Raw genomic sequence first — 16,634 nt, 5'->3', positions numbered from 1 at the left:
ACCCTAGGCCCCCTTCAGGCCGGCACGCCGTCGTCGAGCGTGACGCTCACGACGGTCTCTTCCGGGGACCGCGGCACCGCCACGGTCACGAGGGCACCGAGCACCGCGACTCCGGCGAAGATCTGGAAGGCGGTGGTGCCGCCCACTCCGGCGGCGACCAGTGCGCCGCCGATGATCGGTCCGACGATGCCGCCCAGCCGGCCGAACCCGGCACACCAGGCGACGCCCGCGCCGCGGGCCCGGGTCGGGTAGTAGTTGGCGACGAGGCCGTAGATCAGCACCTGCGTACCGATCGTGCCGACCCCGGCGATCGCGACGGCCGGGAACAGGATGGTGAGCGGCAGCCCGAGGGGCAGCAGCAACAGCATCAGGCCGGCGAGCACGAAGGTCGTCGAGACCACCTTCTTGGCCCCGGTGCGGTCGGCGACGTACGAGGCGAGAAGGCCACCGAGGATGGCACCGCCGTTGAGCACCAGCAGGAAGGTGAGCGCGTACGCCTTGCCGTAGCCGTTGTCCTCCATGATCTTCGGCAGCCAGGTGTTCAGGCCGTAGGTCAGCAGCAGACCGGAGAAGCTCATCAGGCCGAGCACGGCGGTCGGGAACGCGAGCGGGCGGCGCGCCAGCGCGCTGAAGCCGACCGCCTCCTGGGCGGTGCTGGTCGCCGCGACCCGGCCGCGGGAATCGAGCCACAGCTGCGACTCGGGCAGCTTGGCGATGGCGAAGGGCAGCAGGAGCACCAGCGGGGCGGCGCCGATCGCCATCAGGATCCGCCAGTTGGAGCCGCTCGGATCGATGATGAGCGCCATCACGGAGGCGGCCACGCCGCCGGCGGGGATGCCGCTGTAGACGATCGCGTTGAGGCGGTTCTTCCGCTCCGGCGGGGCGAACTCGGCGACCAGGGCGCCGACGGTTGCCAGGATCGCGCCCAGGCCGAGGCCGGTGAGGAAGCGCAGGATGCCGAAGACGGCGATCGTCTGGGCGAACGCGGTCGCGGCCATCCCGAGCGAGAACCAGGTGATGCTGGCGAGCACGACCTTCCGGCGGCCGATCCGGTCGCTGACCGCGCCGGCGCTCAGTGCGCCGACGAGCACCCCGACCAGCGCGTAGCTGCCGAGCGTGCCCGCCTGGCCCGCGGAGAGCTGCCCGATCTGGGAAGGATCTGACATCAGGGTCGGCAGCACCGTGCCGTAGACGACGAGGTCGTAGCCGTCGAACATCAGGGCCAGCGCGGAGAGCGCGACGACCCAGGCGAGCTGGCGCGCGGTCTTGGCCCGAGTGATTTCATCGGTGTTTTCGGACATGGGTGTCTCCATGGGTGACGCGAGCGTGCTCGCGAAGGGAGGGACGGCCCCGAGAGAGGACCTGGTGGCTCAGCCGAGGTCACCGCCGGCGACGGGAAGGACCGTGCCGGTGATGTAGGAGGCTTCCTCGGAGGCGAGGAAGCAGATCGCGGCGGCCTGCTCGTCGAGCGTGCCGTAGCGGTGCATCAGTGAGGTCTCGAGGGTCTGGTCGATATGGGCCTGGAACCAGGCCTTCTCGTCGTCGGTCTGCGGCGTGGGTGTTCCCCGGGAGATCCGGCGCGGCGGCGCTTCGGTGCCGCCCGGAGCGGTCGCGACGACGCGGATGCCATCGCCGGCGTACTCCAGGGCGAGCGACGCCGTGATCGCGTTGATCCCACCCTTCGCCGCGGAGTACGGGATCCGGTGGATGCCGCGGGTCGCGGCCGAGGAGACGTTGACGATGACGCCGTGCCCGCGCTCGACCATGCCCGGCAGGGCGGCCCGGCAGGCGTACAGCGTGGTCATCAGCGACCGGGTGATCTCGGCGTCGATCTGTGCAGGCGTGAACTCGGTGAACGGCTTGAAGTTGATCGCGCCGCCGACGTTGTTGATCAGCACGTCGATACGGCCGTACGTCTCCACAGCCCGCTCCACCAGCGCGGCCGCGCCGTCGTAGTGCTCGAGGTCGCACTCGACCGCGGTCGCTTGTGTGCCTTGGCCGGTGAGGTCGGTGGCGACCTCGGCCACCAGCGGCGAGCGGTCGGCGAGGACGACCTTGCCGCCCTCGGCGGCCACCCGGCGGGCGACCTGGGCGCCGATGCCCTGGGCGGCCCCGGTGACCACCACGACCTGGCCGGCGAACCGGCCCGGCGTGATGAACCGCGGCCTGCTCGCGGCGGCCGACTCGGCCATCGCGCGCCGCATCGTCTCCTGGGACCGCTCGCTGTGGGCCTTGATCAGGTCGCGGGCAGCCGCCCGGTCGCCGCGCTCGAACGCCTCGACGATGTCGAGGTGGTCCTGGGTGCACTGCGGGTGGCACCAGGTGGCGTTGCGCAGCACGTCCTCCATCCGGCCCTTGACCCCGAGCGCCTGGTAGGCGGCCAGCAGGTGGCTGTTGCCGGTGAGGGTGAACAGGTAGTCGTGGAAGGCCGCGTTCGACTCGGTGTAGCCGTGGGCGTCGAGGAACCGGTCGCCCTCGACGTACGGGAGGGTGGACTCGGCGAGCAGCCGGTAGCCGGCGAGCTGCTGGGAGTCGAGCCGCCCGATGGTCAGATCGAGCGCCCCCACCTCCAGCGCCGCCCGGGCCTCGAAGATCGCATCGGACGCGGAGATGTCCGGGTGCTCCTCCCCGATCGTGTAGCCGTCCGCGGTGGTCGAGACGTCGCCCGCGTCGGCCGAGGCGTCAGGTACGTCGGCCGAGAGGTCATCACCGGCCGGGAACACCTCCTGGCCACCAATACGGCGGGCATCCGCGGTCACCGTCAGGCCGTCGTCCTCGACGACCGCGCCGACTGCTCCGTCGAGCGCGGCCGGCGCGACCAGCTGACCCGCGATACGGCGTACGACATCTCCGTCGTCACGCGTCGTGGCGGCCGATCCGGCGGGTCCGAGGTCAAGCGCTGGAAGCATCTGCTGCCCCGCGATCGCCCGTGCCTCCGGGTGGGTCTCCAGCTCGACGCGGACGGGTGGCGCTTCGGCCGACGGGGGTGACACTTCGGCCGACGGGACTGACGCCTCGGCATCGGCCGGCACCGCGAGGGCGAACTTCTCGTAGTAGAACCCGGTGGGTTGGATGCCGGCACCGGCGACATGAGTACGCACCGCCTCGACCATCGGCGGCGGACCGCACAGGTAGATCGCGACGTCGCCGTCGTGCAGGTCCTCGTCGCCGATCAGGCTCATCACGTAGCCCTTGTTGGCGGCGGTCGAGGCGGGGTCGGAGACGCAGTGGTCCCAGGTGAAGCCGGGCAGCCGCGAGACCAGCTCCTCGACCTCGTCGAGCTTGACCAGGTCGTCGTCGGTGCTGACGCCGTAGACCAGGCGGCCGCCGCGGTCGCAGCCGTCGACGTCCAGCTGACGCAGCATGGAGAGCACGGGGGCGAGCCCGGTGCCACCGGCCAGCATCAGCACCGGCCGGCGCGCCTCGCGCAGGAAGAAGGAGCCGTTCGGCCCGGTGAAGGTGACCTCGTCACCGACGGCGGCACGCTCGGTCAGCCAGGTCGACATCGCGCCGCCCGGGGTGAGCTTGACCAGGAAGACGAGCCGCTCCTCGTGCGGGGCGTTCGCGAAGGAGTACGACCGGGTCACCTCGGTGCCAGGCACCGCGATGTTGACGTACTGACCCGGCAGGAAGGCCAGCTCGCCGCGGTTGGGGATGTCGATGGCGAGCTCGACCGTGGTCGGGCTCAGCCGGTCCAGGCCGACCACGGTGCCGGTGTAGCTCGCGGCGCCGGTCTTGGCGACCTCGGAGGTGGTGGCGATCTGCAGCGCGAGGTCCGAGCGCGGCTTCATCGAGCACGGCAGGGCGTACCCCTCGGCGGCCTCCGCCTCGGAGAGCGCGTCCTCGATGTAGGTGCCGCCGTCGTACTCCCCCGACTCGCACAGCGCCTTGCACGTCCCGCAGGCGCCGTCGCGGCAGTCCAGCGGGATGTTGATCCGCTGGCGGTAGGACGCGTCGGCGACGGTCTGGTCCTCGCGGACGGTGATGAACCGGGTCACCCCGTCCTCGAAGGAGAGCGCCACCTGGTGGGTCGCGACCCCGGCGCTCGGCTCGGTCTCTGTTGCAGTCATCGCGCGCCTCAGACGTGGTAGATGTCGACGACGTGGTGGATGTAGTCGTTCTTCAGCACCACGGTCTTGCGGCGGATCAGCGGCTGCTCGCCGGAGAAGTCGATGGTGTAGAACGACGTGCCGTAGTAGGGGTCGACGGTCTTGTAGCGGAAGTACATGGTGTGCCAGTTGAAGCGCACGTCGACCAGGTCGCCGCGGCGCTCGATCACCTCGACGTTGCTGATGTTGTGCGACGTACGCGGCTCGGGCAGCGAGGTGGCCGAGGACCGCTCCGTACGGATCCGGAAGACCCGGTCCTCCAGACCACCCTTGTTGGGGTAGTAGATGAGCGACATCTCGGTCTGCGGGTCCTCGGTCAGGAGGTCCGCGTCGTCCCAGCAAGGCATCCAGTAGACGACGTCGTCGGCGTAGCACTCGAGCCACTTCTCGAACTCGCGGTCGTCGAGGAAGCGCGCCTCGCGGTAGAGGAACTGCTCGATGCTGTTCTGCGTGATCAGCTTCGCCCCAGCAGGAGCGGCGTTCTGGGTGAGCGTCATGGTCAGTTGCCCTTCTCGTTCGCGATGGCCGTACGCATCTGCTCGGTCCACTGCGCGTGCATGACCGGGTAGAGACCCTCGTCCTCGTTCTTCGCGCCGGCCGAGATCACACCCGGCATGTCCAGCGCCTCGGCGACCTCGTCGGGGCCGGTGAGCCAGTGCTCGGCGCCACGGCTCATGTCGTTCCACGGAGCGGCGGAGGCCTGGTAGGTGAGGAAGCAGGAGCGGAACTCCTCCAGGTCGTCGGGCGTGGCCATGCCGGAGGCGTTGAAGAAGTCCTCGTACTGCCGGATCCGCCAGGCGCGTGACTCCGGCCTCTCGCCCTTCGGCGCGATGCAGTAGATGGTGACCTCGGTCTGGTCGACCGAGATCGGGCGGAAGTGCCGGATCTGGGTCGAGAACTGGTCCATCAGATACACGTTCGGGTAGAGCAGCAGGTTGCGGGAGCCCTTGACCATGAACTCGCCCTTGGCCTCGCCGAACTTCTCCTTGAGCGTGTCCATCTGGTCCCACAGCGGCCGGTCGGCGGGGTTGGCTGCCCAGGTCCACAGGCAGAGGTGGCCGTTCGGGTAGGACCAGTAGCCGCCACCCGCCTTGCCCCAGCTGCCGGCGTCGACGGTCTTGGTGGTGTTCTTCGACTCGCCGGTGTTGCGACGCGAGGTGGTCGCCGCGTAGTTCCAGTGGGTGGCGGTGACGTGGTAGCCGTCGGCGCCGTTCTCCGCCTGGACCTTCCAGTTGCCGTCGTAGGTGTAGGTGGAAGAACCGCGCAGGACCTCGAGCCCGTCGGGCGACTGGTCGACCAGCATGTCGATCACCTTGACGGTGTCCCCGAGGTGCTCCTCGAGCGGCAGTACGTCCTCGTTGAGCGAGCCGAACAGGAAGCCGCGGTAGCTGTCGAAGCGGGCCACGTGGGTCAGGTTGTGCGAGCCTTGCGTGTTGAAGCTCTCCGGGTAGCCCGCGTCGTCGGGGTCCTTGACCTTGAGCAGGGTGCCGTCGTTGCGGAACGTCCAGCCGTGGAACGGGCAGGTCAGGGTCATCCGGTTGTCGGTCTTGCGCCGGCACAGCATCGCGCCACGGTGCGCGCAGGCGTTGATCATGCAGTGCAGCTCGCCGTCCTTGTCGCGGGTGATCATCACCGGCTGCCGCCCGATGTAGGTGGTGAAGTAGTCGCCGGGGTTGGGCACCTGGCTCTCGTGGGCGAGGTAGATCCAGTTGCCCTCGAAGATGTTCTTCATCTCCAGCTCGAAGACCTCCTCGTCGGTGAAGATTCGGCGGTTGGCGCGGTAGATCCCGGCCTCGCGGTCCTCGACCACGGCGTCCGACAGGACGTTCTCGATGTGGCCCAGGCTCTCGGTGAGCGGTGCGGTCATGGTGATGCCTCCAACGGGTGACGGTCCCCACACCTTCGCAAGACGTGGCGACCGTCACACCAGGCGAATGCCCAGTCCCGACCTAGGCACCTATTGATCATTCGAATCGATCAATAGGCGTCAGTTTCGTCCTTGTTGTTTATCTATCGCGGTCCTAGTGTGGCGGTCATCACCACCTCGTGAGGAGCGCTTCATGGAGCTACGCCACCTGCGGTATTTCGCCGCGGTCGCCGAGACCTGCCACTTCGGGCAGGCCGCGGCGCAGCTGCACATCGCCCAGCCGGCGCTCTCCCAGGCGATCCGCCAGCTCGAGTCCGAGCTCGACGTCACCCTGTTCACCCGGACGACCCGGCAGGTCTCCCTCACTCCGGCCGGCGAGTTCCTGCGCACCGAGGCCGCGCGGGTCCTGGCCGCCGTCGACGACAGCGTCCGAGGCGTACGCCGCATCGGGGCCGGCCGCCACGGCCTGGTCCGCCTGGGACTGACCGGCACCGCCTCGTTCTCGCACCTGCCGGGCATCGCCCGGGTGGTCAAGCGCGAGCTGCCCGAGGTGGCGCTCGAGATCCACGCCGACCTGCTCACGCCGGCCCAGTGCGAGCGGCTGCAGAGCGGGGCCCTCGACCTCGGCGTACTGCGGCCGCCCGCCACCGGCGAGGGCCTCACCCTGCGCACCCTCGAGGTCGAGCCGCTCGCGCTCGCCATCCCTGTCGACCACCGGCTCGCCGTCGAGCCCGTCGTGGCCCTGGCCGACCTGCGCACCGAGCCGTTCGTGGCCTACAGCGCCCGCGACTCGGCGGTCAACGAGGCGGTCCTGCGCAGCTGCCGCGAGGCCGGCTTCGTGCCGCGCCGCGAGCACGAGGCGCCCAGCACCGCGGTCCTGCTGGCGCTGGTCGCCGCGGGCCTCGGCGTCGCGGTCCTCCCGGCCTCGGTCCGGGCCCTTCCGCTGGAGGGTGTGGTCTTCCGCGACCTGCTCGACGCGGGCAGCGTCGAGCTCTCCCTCGCCTACCGCACCGACGACGACAACCCCGTCGTCGACGCCGTCATCGAGATCCTCGAGGCAGCCGACCTGTTCACCGCACCCCTTCTGGAAGCTCCCCGATCATGAAGATCACCAAGGTCGAGGCGATCCCGTTCGCCATCCCCTACCGCAAGCCGCTGCGCTTCGCCTCCGGCGAGGTCCACACCGCCCAGCACGTGCTCGTCCGGGTGCACACCGACGACGGGGTCGTGGGTGTCGCCGAGGCGCCGCCGCGGCCGTTCACCTACGGCGAGACCCAGGCCGGGATCATCGCCGTCATCGACCAGCTCTTCGCCCCGCAGCTCGCCGGGCTCACCCTGCTGGAGCGCGAGACCGCCCGTGTCCTGATGGAGCGCACCGTCGGCAACCCGACCGCGAAGGCCGCCGTCGACATGGCCATGTGGGACGCCCTCGGCAAGACCCTGGACCTGCGGGTCGTCGACCTGCTCGGTGCCTTCACCGACCGGATGCGGGTCTCGCACATGCTCGGTTTCGACGGGCCCGAGGCGATGGTCGCCGAGGCGGAGCGGATGCGGGAGACGTACGGGATCTCGACGTTCAAGGTGAAGGTCGGCCGCTCCCCCGTCGAGCTCGACACCGCCGTGGTGCGTGCGCTGCGCGAGCGGTTCGGCACCGAGATCGAGCTGTACGTCGACGGCAACCGCGGCTGGACCGCGGCCGAGTCCGCCCGCGCGATGAAGCAGATGGCCGACCTGGACCTGCTCTTCGCCGAGGAGCTCAATCCGGCCGACGACGTGCTCGGGCGACGCTGGCTGGTCAGCCAGATCGACGTTCCGTTCATCGCCGACGAGTCCGTACCGACCGCGGCCGACGTCACCCGCGAGGTGCTCGGCGGCTCCGCCACCGCGATCAGCATCAAGACCGCGCGCACCGGCTTCACCGGGTCGCAGCAGGTGCTCCATCTCGCCGAGGGCCTCGGGCTGGAGGTCGTGATGGGCAACCAGATCGACGGCCAGATCGGCAGCGCCTGCTCGATCGCCTTCGGCGCGGCCCACCGGCTCACCTCCCGCCGCGCCGGTGAGCTCTCCAACTTCCTCGACATGGCCGATGACCTGCTCACCGAGCCGCTCGAGATCCGCGACGGCGAGCTCGTCGTACGTCCTGGTGCCGGCCTCGGGGTCGAGATCGATCCGGAGAAGCTGGATCGCTACCGCACCGACAACTGAACACCTGACCCCACCGCAACACGAGAGGACACACCCATGACCACCGACCAGACCCTCGAGTCCGCCGAGGCCGCGACCGCGGCCGCCTCGGGCGCCTCCGCCACCGAGCGCTTCGCCGCCGACAAGTCGCCCTTCGACGCCGTCAAGGACACCCCGCCGGAGCGCGTCGACCGGCTGGCCAAGCGCGTGCTCAACGCCGTCTACGACACGATCCGCGAGGAGAAGGTCAGCTACGACGAGTACAACGCGCTCAAGGCGTGGCTGATCCAGGTCGGCAAGGACGGCGAGTGGCCGCTCTTCCTCGACGTCTGGGTCGAGCACGAGGTCGAGAAGGTCGCCACCGAGCACCGCGAGGGCAACAAGGGCACCATCGAGGGCCCCTACTACGTCCCGGCGGCCCCGGAGCAGGGCGCGAACGGCACCATCCCGATGCGCGACGGCGAGGCCGGCACCCCGCTGACCTGGACCGGCACCATCACCTCCACCGACGGCACCCCGCTCGACGGCGCCAAGGTCGAGCTGTGGCACGCCGACGCCGACGGCTTCTACTCGCAGTTCGCGCCCGGCATCCCGGAGTGGAACCTGCGTGGCAGCTTCACCGTCGGGTCCGACGGCGCCTTCGAGATCCACACGATCCAGCCGGCGCCCTACCAGATCCCGACCGACGGCTCCTGCGGCAAGCTCATCGCCGCCGCCGGCTGGCACGCCTGGCGCCCCGCGCACCTGCACGTCAAGGTGTCGGCGCCGGGTCACGAGCTGCTCACCGCACAGCTCTACTTCCCCGGTGACGAGCACAACGACGACGACATCGCCTCGGCGGTCAAGCCCGAGCTCGTGCTCGCGCCCGTCGCCAACGGGGACGGCTCGGTGAGCGTCGACTACGGCTTCGTGCTCGACCCGGTTCGCGGCTGATGCTCTACCACGTACGCATGGACGTCCGGATCCCGCACGACCTGGATCCGGACGTCCGCGACGACACGATCGCCCGCGAGAAGGCCTACGCCCAGGAGCTCCAGCGCGCCGGGAAGTGGCCGCACCTGTGGCGGATCGCCGGGGAGTACGCCAACTTCTCGGTCTTCGACGTCGAGTCCCACGACGAGCTCCACCAGATCCTCTCCGGCCTCCCGCTGTTCCCCTACATGGACGTCCAGGTCACCCCGCTGGCCAAGCACCCCTCCGAGGTCGACTAGACCTGGACTAGAGCTGTCCGAGCACCCGGTCGGCTTCGCGCCGCAACGGCGCGAAGCCGTGCTCGGCGGCCAGCTGCCGGCCGCGGCGGGCGTGGACCCGGGCGGCCGCGGTGTCTCCCTCCGCGTGGAGCGCCTGGGCCAGTCCGATCCGGGCACGGGTCTCGGTGAACGAGGCGACGTGGGTGTGGCTGAGCCGCACCGCGTACTCGTAGGTCTCGGCGGCGTCGCGGTGGTTCCCGGTCGCCTCGAGGGCAGCGGCATAGCTGCACGCCGTCGAGGCGACGAAACGTACGTCCCCGTGGGCCCGCGCGGTCAGGTGGGCCCGCTCGGCGAGCTCGAGCGCCGAGGCGTGGTCGCCACGGACCAGGGCGAGCAGGCTGAGCTCCTCGAGCGCGTTGGCCTCGGCGAACGGGCTCCGGTTGCGGGTGGCCTGCGCCAGCGCCGACTCGAGCCGTTCGCCGGCTGAGTCGAGCAGACCGAGAGCGCGCTCGGCCGCGGCCAGGGTGGAGAGCTCGAGCGGCGTGGCGCTGCCCTGTACTTCGCTCAGCTCGACCGCCTGGAGATGGTGGCGGCGGCCCTCTTCGAAGCGGCCCTGCTCGGTGCAGGCGATGCCGAGGGCCTGATGGGCCCAGGACCGCAGCCCCTCGGTGCCCTCGACGTCGCCGAGGATCTTCAGCGCGTGCGTGTAGGCGACCTCCGCCTCACGGCCGGAGTCGGCGACCCGGTGGCGGTGGCCGTCGACGATCGACGCGAACGCCAGCCCCTGCGGCCACCCGCTCGTGTCGAGCAGGCTCCAGGCGCGGTCCGACTCCGCCCAGGCCTCCTCCATCCGCCCCAGGACCCCGAGCACATCGGCTCGCAGCGTACGCAGGAAGGCCTCGGCCCGCGCCTCCTCCTCCAGCATGGCGGCCTCGGCCCCGACCGTCACGAGCTCGAGGTAGGTGGTCACGTCGAGGCGGGTGCGGTAGTGGATCCGGGCCTGGTCGACGAGCTTCCAGGCGTAGTGACGCCGGAGCGGGTCGGTGGCCGCCTGCTTCGAGAAGGCGATCAGCAGCTGGGCCTCGCGGTCGAGCCAGGTGCGGGCGTCGTCGCCGGAGTCGAAGCGGCTCTGCGGCGACGGCTCGATCTCCAGCGCGCGCAGGCGGCCGGGGTAGGCGGTGTCGGCGGCGCTGACCGTGGTGTCCAGCAGCCAGTCGGCGAGCCGGCCCTGCGCCTGCGGCTGCTCGGGGTCGGCGGCGGCCAGGTCGCCGGCGTGGAGCCGGAGCAGATCGTGGTAGTGGTAGCGCCCGACGCCGTCGTCGGAGACGGCGGTCTGCAGCATGTTGGCATCGACCAGGTCCTCGAGCAGGCGCTCCGTGGTGCTCGGGTCGCGGTCGAGGACGGCGCAGGCCGGAGCGGGGTCGAAGTCGTAGGCCGAGATCAGCGAGCACAGCCGGAACGCGCGCTGTGCTTCGGCGGGCATCGCGGCGTAGGAGATCTCGAGGCTGGCCGCCACGCTCACCTCGCCGACGGCCAGCTCGGCGAGCCGGTGGGAGCTCTCGCTCAGCCGGGAGGCGTACGTCTCGATCGACCATTCCGGGCGGCTCAGCAGTCTGGCCGCGGCGATCCTGAGCGCCAGCGGAAGACGGCCGCACGCCAGCGCCAGGGACTCGCTCGCGCGCGGCGCCGCGGCGACGCGCTCGTGCCCGACGATCGCGCCGATGAGGTGGACGGAGGCGTCGGTGCTGAGCTCGCCGAGGTGGATCTGGCGGCCCAGGTCGATCGTGCCCGCCAGGGCTGGCAGCCGGTGGCGGCTGGTGAGGATCGTCCGGGTGGCGCCGAGCCCGGGCATCAGCGGGATCACCTGTCCGGGGCTGTCGACACTGTCCAGCACGATCAGCATCCGGCGGTCGGAGAGCTCGCTGCGGAGCAGGGCCGCGGCGTCGGCGGCGTCGGTCGGGATCTGCTGGCCGGAGAGTCCGAGCGAGCGCAGGAAGCGCCGCAGCACGGTTCCGGGGTCGACCGCATCGCCCGAGACGCCGTGGAGGTCGGCGTAGAGCTGGCCGTCGGGGAAGTCGCCGCTCAGCCGGGCCGCGGCGGTCAGTGCCAGCGCGCTCTTCCCGGAGCCCGCCGGCCCGGTGACCAGCACCGCGCCACCACCGCCCTCGCCGAGCCCCGCCGCCAGCATCTCGAGCTCGGCGTCACGCCCGATCAGCGCCGGCGCCGCCGGCACCTCCCGAGGTACGTCCCGCCTTCGCGCACCCTCGACCAACGTCGGTCGCCGGGTGTGCCAGCGCCCTTCCAGCGTTCCTTGGCGGACGTCCTCGAGGACCGGGCTCGGGTCCAGCCCGAGCTCCTCGGCCAGGACGGACCGGACCGTGTCGTAGGCGGCGAGCGCCTCGGCCTGCCGTCCGGCCGCGGCCAGCACCTTCACGTACGCCGCCCACAACGGCTCGTCCAGCGGCCGCAGCCGAGCGAGCTCGCCCACGACCGGGAGCGCCTCGATGGCCCGGCCCTCGGCAACGCCGAGGGTCGCCCATCTGAGCACGACCGCGACGTACTCGTCCTCGATGGTGCTCGACAGCCAGGGCGCCTGGTCGAACCCGTCGGGACGCCCACGCCACAGGCCGACGGCCTCGGTCAGCGGGCCCATCTCGTCGGTCCTGGTCAGCTCGCGGAAGCGGACCAGGTCGAGCTCGTCGGCCGAGGCGTCGAGGCGGAGGGCGCTGCCGTCCTGGGTGACCACGACCGGGGCGACGAGGGCACGCAGGCGCCGGACCAGCTGGGCCAGCCGCCTGCCCGACTCGGCCGAGGTGAGCTCCGGCCACAGCAGGTCGAGCAGCTCGTCGCGCCCGACCTTCTCCCCCGGCTCCAGGGCCAGCCGCCGGAGCAGCAGGCCGACCTGATCGGCCATCTCGACCGGCACTCCGTCGCGGACCACGACGGTCGGGCCGAGGACGGCGATGCTCACCGCCGCCCCGTCGGCCTCGCGGGCGGGCGTGATGGCCTCGGCGAACCGGGCCGTCTCCTCCTCGCTCAGGTCCAGCGCCTCGGCGAGGGCGCGCAGCGAGGCCGCCCTCGGCCGCCTCGTCCTGCCCTGCTCGAGGTCGCGGATCGAGGCGACGCTGACCCCCGCGGCACGCGCCAGCGCGCCCTGGGTCAGCGAACGCGACTCACGGAGCCGGCGGAGCCTGGGACCGAACATGCCCTCATGGCGCACCCCGGCCTCCGTCAAGAGCCCGAGCCTGGCGAATCACCACGAAATCCTATCGGGTCAGGCGTGGTCCGACGTGCAGGATCGTCGTACCTGCGAGGATCGCGGCGAGGTGATGAGATGTCGATGATCGACTATGCCGCTCCCGCGGGTCCGACGCGTGGCCATCTTTCGGTTCCCGAGGGTGCTGGGCCCTGGCCCGGCGTTGTCGTCGTGCAGGACCTCTTCGGCGTGGCCTCGGACGTCAGGCGGATCAGTGACCGGTTCGCCGCCAACGGCTACCTGGCGCTGACGCCGTCGCTCTACGAGCGAGGCCCGAAGGTCGGGTGCGTCGTCAGCACGATGAAGTCGCTGGTGACAGGCAAGGGCACCGCGGTCGACGATCTGATCGCCGCCCGCGACCATCTCGCCGACGACCCACGCTGCACTGGCAAGGTCGGCGTCGTCGGCTTCTGCATGGGCGGCGGCTTCACCCTGCTGCTGGCCCCGCGCGGCATCTTCGACGCGGCCGCACCCAACTACGGAGTGCTGCCGAGGAGCCTGTCCACGCTGACCTCCTCGTGCCCGATGGTGGCGAGCTACGGCGCCAAGGACCGCATGCTGCCCGGCGCGGCGGACAAGGTCGAGGCGGCGCTCGCCGCGGGCGACGTGCCGCGCGATGTCAAGGAGTACCCGGATGTCGGGCACAGCTTCATGAACGACTGGGGCTTTCCCCGCCCCGTTCCCGTCCTGGAACGGGTGGTCGGCTACAACTACTCCGAGCCCGAGGCGGAGGACGCCTGGCGGCGCATCCTCGCCTTCTTCGGCGAGCATCTCGCCCCGAAATAGCGCGGAAACCTCGGCGTTCTACTGTGGTGGCGCCCGAGTTCAACGGACAGCAAGGCCTCCTGGCCGGGAAAGCGGACACCTCCGGGCACGACCATCCGTCTGCTCCGAGCAAGGAGAACATCCGTGAGCACCTTCCACGTTCCCGTCGTCGACATCGCTGCGTACGTCCAGGGCGGAACGCCCCAGGAGAAGGCGGCCGTCGCGGCCGCCATCGACACCGCCTGCCGTGAGGTCGGCTTCATCCAGATCCTCGGCCACGGCGTCGCCCCGTCCACGGCCGCCGGCCTCGCCGCGGCCATGGACGACTTCTTCGCCCTGCCGCCGGACGAGAAGATCCGGTGGCGCCGGCCGGCCGCCGAGAACCGTGGCTACACCCCGCCCAAGTCGGAGACGCTCGCGCTCAGCGCAGGCGTCCAGTCCGAGACGCGGATGAAGGACTTCTTCGAGGCCTTCAATGTCGGCTCGTCGGTCTCCGACCACCCCGACGCCGATCTCGTCGCGGCGCACTACGCGGAGAACACCTGGCCGGCGGTGCCGGACTTCCGGGCGCGCATCGACGCCTGGCGCGCCGAGGCCGCCCGGGTCGCGCGCACCATGGTCACCATCTTCGAGGACGCGCTCGACCTGGAGCGCGGCGCCATCGCGAGCCTCGCGGCCCACCCGATCGAGGTCCTGCGGATGAACAACTACGCCCTCCCGGAAGGCACCCGGGTCGAGGTCGACGAGGACATGATCGGGATGGGCGAGCACACCGACTACGGCATCGTCACGATCCTGTGGGCCGACCGGGTCAAGGGTCTCCAGGTCCTGCACGGCGGCGAGTGGCACGACGTCAGCCCGGCCGAGGGGGCGCTGCTGATCAACCTCGGCGACCTCACGACCCGGCTGACCAACGAGCAGTGGCTCTCGACCCTGCATCGGGTCAAGCCGCCGATCGTCGACGGCACCATCCAGCGACGCCGGTCGGCTGCGTACTTCTTCGACGGCGACGCCCAGGCGGTCATCGGCCCGCTGCCGGGGTTCGTCGACGACGAGCACCCCCGCCTCTACCGTGACGTCACCGTCGACGAGCACATCGCCGCCAAGCTCGCGGGCTCCCGTGCCGGCGTCCTCAACGCCGCCGCCGGCCGGGAGGCAGCCCGCGTGCTCACCGCGGGTCGCTGACCAGCGGTTCCTCGGAGTGCCGGCGGGCGATCGAAGCAGGCCACCAGATCTTGTCGCCGACCAGGGCGAAGACCGCCGGCACCACCACGGTGCGGACGAGGAAGGTGTCCAGCAGGATGCCCAGGCCCACGATCAGGCCCACCTGGGTCAGCGTGATCAGGGGTAGTACCCCCAGGACCGCGAACACCGAGGCGAGCACGATGCCGGCGCTGGTGATGACGCCACCGGTCAGTCCGACCGCCATGACCATCGCATCGACGGTGTCGTGCTCGGCGGTCTCCTCCCTCGCCCGCAGGACGAGGAACACCGTGTAGTCGACGCCGAGCGCCACCAGGAACAGGAAGGCGTAGATCGGTGTGCTGACGTCGAGCGCAGGGAACCCGAAGACATGTGTGCTCATCCAGGCGCCCAGGCCGAGGGCGGCGAAGGTGGCGATCACGCTGATGGTGACGAGCACCAGCGGCGTCACGATCGACCGCAGCACCGCGAAGAGCACCAGCAGCACCACCAGCAGGATCAACGGCACGACGACCTTGAGATCACGCTCGGCGCCGTTGCGGCTGTCCAGGTCCTTGGCCACGCTGCCACCGACCAGGGCGCCGGTCCCGGCCAGCTCGCTGCGCATCGTCTCGATCGTCTCGATGCTCTCCGGGGTGGCTGGTGCGTCCTCCAGCGTCGCGGTGATCTTCACCAGGTCGCCGCTCTCGCCCGACGGGCGGGCGCTGTCGACCCCGTCCATCTGGTTGACCTGCGCGAGAACCGCGTCGGCCTGGTCGGCACCGACCACGATCGTCACCGGATCGGAGGCACCGGGCGGGAAGTGCTTCGAGAGAGTGTCCAGACCGTCGACCGACTCGGCGTCCACACGGAACTGGTCGGTCTGCGAGAGCCCGACCTTGACGCCCAAGAGCCCGGAGGCGAGTACGCCGAGGATCACCGCGGCCACGGCCAGCACCGCTGCCGGGCGGCTCACCACGGTGCGGGCGATCCGGAACCAGACCCCGTCGCGAGACTTCTCGTCCTCGCCGTTGCGCGGCACGAACGGCCAGAACAGGCCACGACCGAACAGCGACAGCGCTGCGGGAAGGGCGATGAGCGCGAAGAGCAGGGCCACCAGCAGGCCGATCGCAGCCGAGACCCCCAGGGCCCGGGTGTTGGGAGCGACGCTGAATACCAGGGCCAACAGCGCGAGCACGACGGTGAGGTTGCTGGCCACGATCGCCTCGGCGGAACCGCGCACCGCGGCGGCGAGGGCATCGCGGTGGTGTGCGTGCCGCCGGAGCTCCTCGCGGTAGCGCGAGACCAGCAGGAGCGCGTAGTTCGTACCGGCACCGAAGACCAGCACGCTGGTGATCCCCGACGTGGAGCCGTCGAGCCCGTTGCCGGTCCAGTCCGCGACGATCTGGGTCACCACCGAGGCAGTGCGATCGGCGACCGCGATCACGATCAGCGGCACGAGCCACAGCACCGGCGAGCGGTACGTGAGGATCAGCAGGATGGCGACGACCGCGGCGGTGACCAGGAGCAGCCGCACGTCGGCACCTTCGAACGCCGAGGAGATGTCGGCGGCGAAGGCGGCACCTCCGGTGAGCTCGACCGTGAGGCCGTCGGGCCGGTCCTCGTCGACCGTCTCCCGCAGATCGCCGACGAGCTCGGTGAGGTCGAGTCCGGTCACGTCGGCATCGACGTCGATGGCGACGATCAGGGCATCGCCGTCGGGCGCCGGGATCGGCGGCGAGACCTCGTTCCCGGTGATCTCGGCCCAACGCTGCGACACCTCGGCGACCCACGCCCGGTCCTCCGCGGTCAGCCCACCCGCACGCTCGACCACCGCAACCGCGGGCAGCACGTCACCGCCCGGGAAACTCTGCTGGAGCTCGGCGACCCGGGCCGACTCGGCGTCGGCCGGCAGCGGGTCAGGCGCCGAGCTGGCGGACTCCAGGGAAGATCCGACGACCATCGCCGCACCGGCCAGGAGGACCGTGATCACCAGGACCAGCCATGCCGTGGCCTTTCTCGTGGTGAGTCGTGCGAGAGCTGCTAGCGCGGAGCGCATGGTCGGGCCTTTCCAGTAGGGG

The 16,634-nt window shown here is 70.8% G+C and carries 12 protein-coding genes; 6 read left to right on the top strand and 6 right to left on the bottom strand.

The annotated features are described in order from the left end of the window. Positions 1-14: 14 nt before the first annotated feature. The 4 genes from ACW14X_RS20865 to benA form a co-directional block, all read right to left on the bottom strand. On the bottom strand, positions 15-1,301 hold the full coding sequence (locus ACW14X_RS20865) for an MFS transporter (protein WP_457163154.1): 1,287 nt from the start codon (positions 1,299-1,301) through the stop codon (positions 15-17). A gap of 69 nt (positions 1,302-1,370) precedes the next feature. After that, a complete protein-coding gene (benC, locus tag ACW14X_RS20860) occupies positions 1,371-4,070 on the bottom strand; it encodes a benzoate 1,2-dioxygenase electron transfer component BenC (protein ID WP_457163153.1) in 2,700 nt (899 codons plus the stop codon). An 8-nt stretch (positions 4,071-4,078) separates the two neighbouring features. Then, positions 4,079-4,606 carry a benzoate 1,2-dioxygenase small subunit gene (gene benB / locus ACW14X_RS20855; RefSeq protein ID WP_457163152.1) on the bottom strand — a complete coding sequence of 176 codons (528 nt, stop codon included), beginning with the start codon at positions 4,604-4,606 and terminating at the stop codon, positions 4,079-4,081. A gap of 2 nt (positions 4,607-4,608) precedes the next feature. Next, on the bottom strand, positions 4,609-5,976 hold the full coding sequence (gene benA / locus ACW14X_RS20850; RefSeq protein ID WP_457163151.1) for a benzoate 1,2-dioxygenase large subunit: 1,368 nt from the start codon (positions 5,974-5,976) through the stop codon (positions 4,609-4,611). Between the two features lie 193 nt (positions 5,977-6,169). Here benA and ACW14X_RS20845 point away from each other — a divergent pair, with 193 nt between their 5' ends. Genes ACW14X_RS20845 through catC form a run of 4 tightly spaced genes read left to right on the top strand, consistent with a single transcriptional unit; the run spans position 6,170 to position 9,371 of the window. Then, positions 6,170-7,081 (top strand): LysR substrate-binding domain-containing protein, encoded by a 912-nt coding sequence (locus tag ACW14X_RS20845; protein ID WP_457163150.1) that lies wholly within the window; start codon positions 6,170-6,172, stop codon positions 7,079-7,081. Beyond that, the gene (locus ACW14X_RS20840; protein WP_457163149.1) at positions 7,078-8,181 is read left to right on the top strand and encodes a mandelate racemase/muconate lactonizing enzyme family protein; all 1,104 of its coding nucleotides are present in this window, start codon (positions 7,078-7,080) and stop codon (positions 8,179-8,181) included. Before ACW14X_RS20845 ends, ACW14X_RS20840 begins: the two co-directional genes overlap by 4 nt. A gap of 36 nt (positions 8,182-8,217) precedes the next feature. Beyond that, positions 8,218-9,093 (top strand): catechol 1,2-dioxygenase, encoded by an 876-nt coding sequence (catA, locus tag ACW14X_RS20835; RefSeq protein WP_350842997.1) that lies wholly within the window; start codon positions 8,218-8,220, stop codon positions 9,091-9,093. Beyond that, a complete protein-coding gene (gene catC, locus ACW14X_RS20830) occupies positions 9,093-9,371 on the top strand; it encodes a muconolactone Delta-isomerase (protein ID WP_045549465.1) in 279 nt (92 codons plus the stop codon). Before catA ends, catC begins: the two co-directional genes overlap by 1 nt. 7 nt (positions 9,372-9,378) lie before the next feature. On the opposite strand, the gene ACW14X_RS20825 is transcribed toward catC, so the two are convergent. Then, positions 9,379-12,585 (bottom strand): BTAD domain-containing putative transcriptional regulator, encoded by a 3,207-nt coding sequence (locus ACW14X_RS20825; RefSeq protein WP_457163148.1) that lies wholly within the window; start codon positions 12,583-12,585, stop codon positions 9,379-9,381. Between the two features lie 99 nt (positions 12,586-12,684). Between ACW14X_RS20825 and ACW14X_RS20820 the strand changes: the two genes are divergently transcribed. Continuing rightward, positions 12,685-13,392, top strand: a complete 708-nt coding sequence (locus tag ACW14X_RS20820) for a dienelactone hydrolase family protein (protein ID WP_457163147.1) — start codon at positions 12,685-12,687, stop codon at positions 13,390-13,392. Positions 13,393-13,515: 123 nt separating this feature from the next. Beyond that, the gene (locus tag ACW14X_RS20815; RefSeq protein ID WP_457163146.1) at positions 13,516-14,556 is read left to right on the top strand and encodes an isopenicillin N synthase family dioxygenase; all 1,041 of its coding nucleotides are present in this window, start codon (positions 13,516-13,518) and stop codon (positions 14,554-14,556) included. Here the strand turns inward: ACW14X_RS20815 and ACW14X_RS20810 are convergent. Beyond that, complete coding sequence (locus tag ACW14X_RS20810; protein ID WP_457163145.1) at positions 14,540-16,612, bottom strand: MMPL family transporter; 2,073 nt, start codon at positions 16,610-16,612, stop codon at positions 14,540-14,542. The genes ACW14X_RS20815 and ACW14X_RS20810 overlap by 17 nt on opposite strands. Positions 16,613-16,634: the final 22 nt, after the last annotated feature.

It is taken from the genome of Nocardioides sp. YJ-D4, from assembly GCF_054031495.1.
This window is presented reverse-complemented; position numbering and strand designations above follow the sequence as displayed.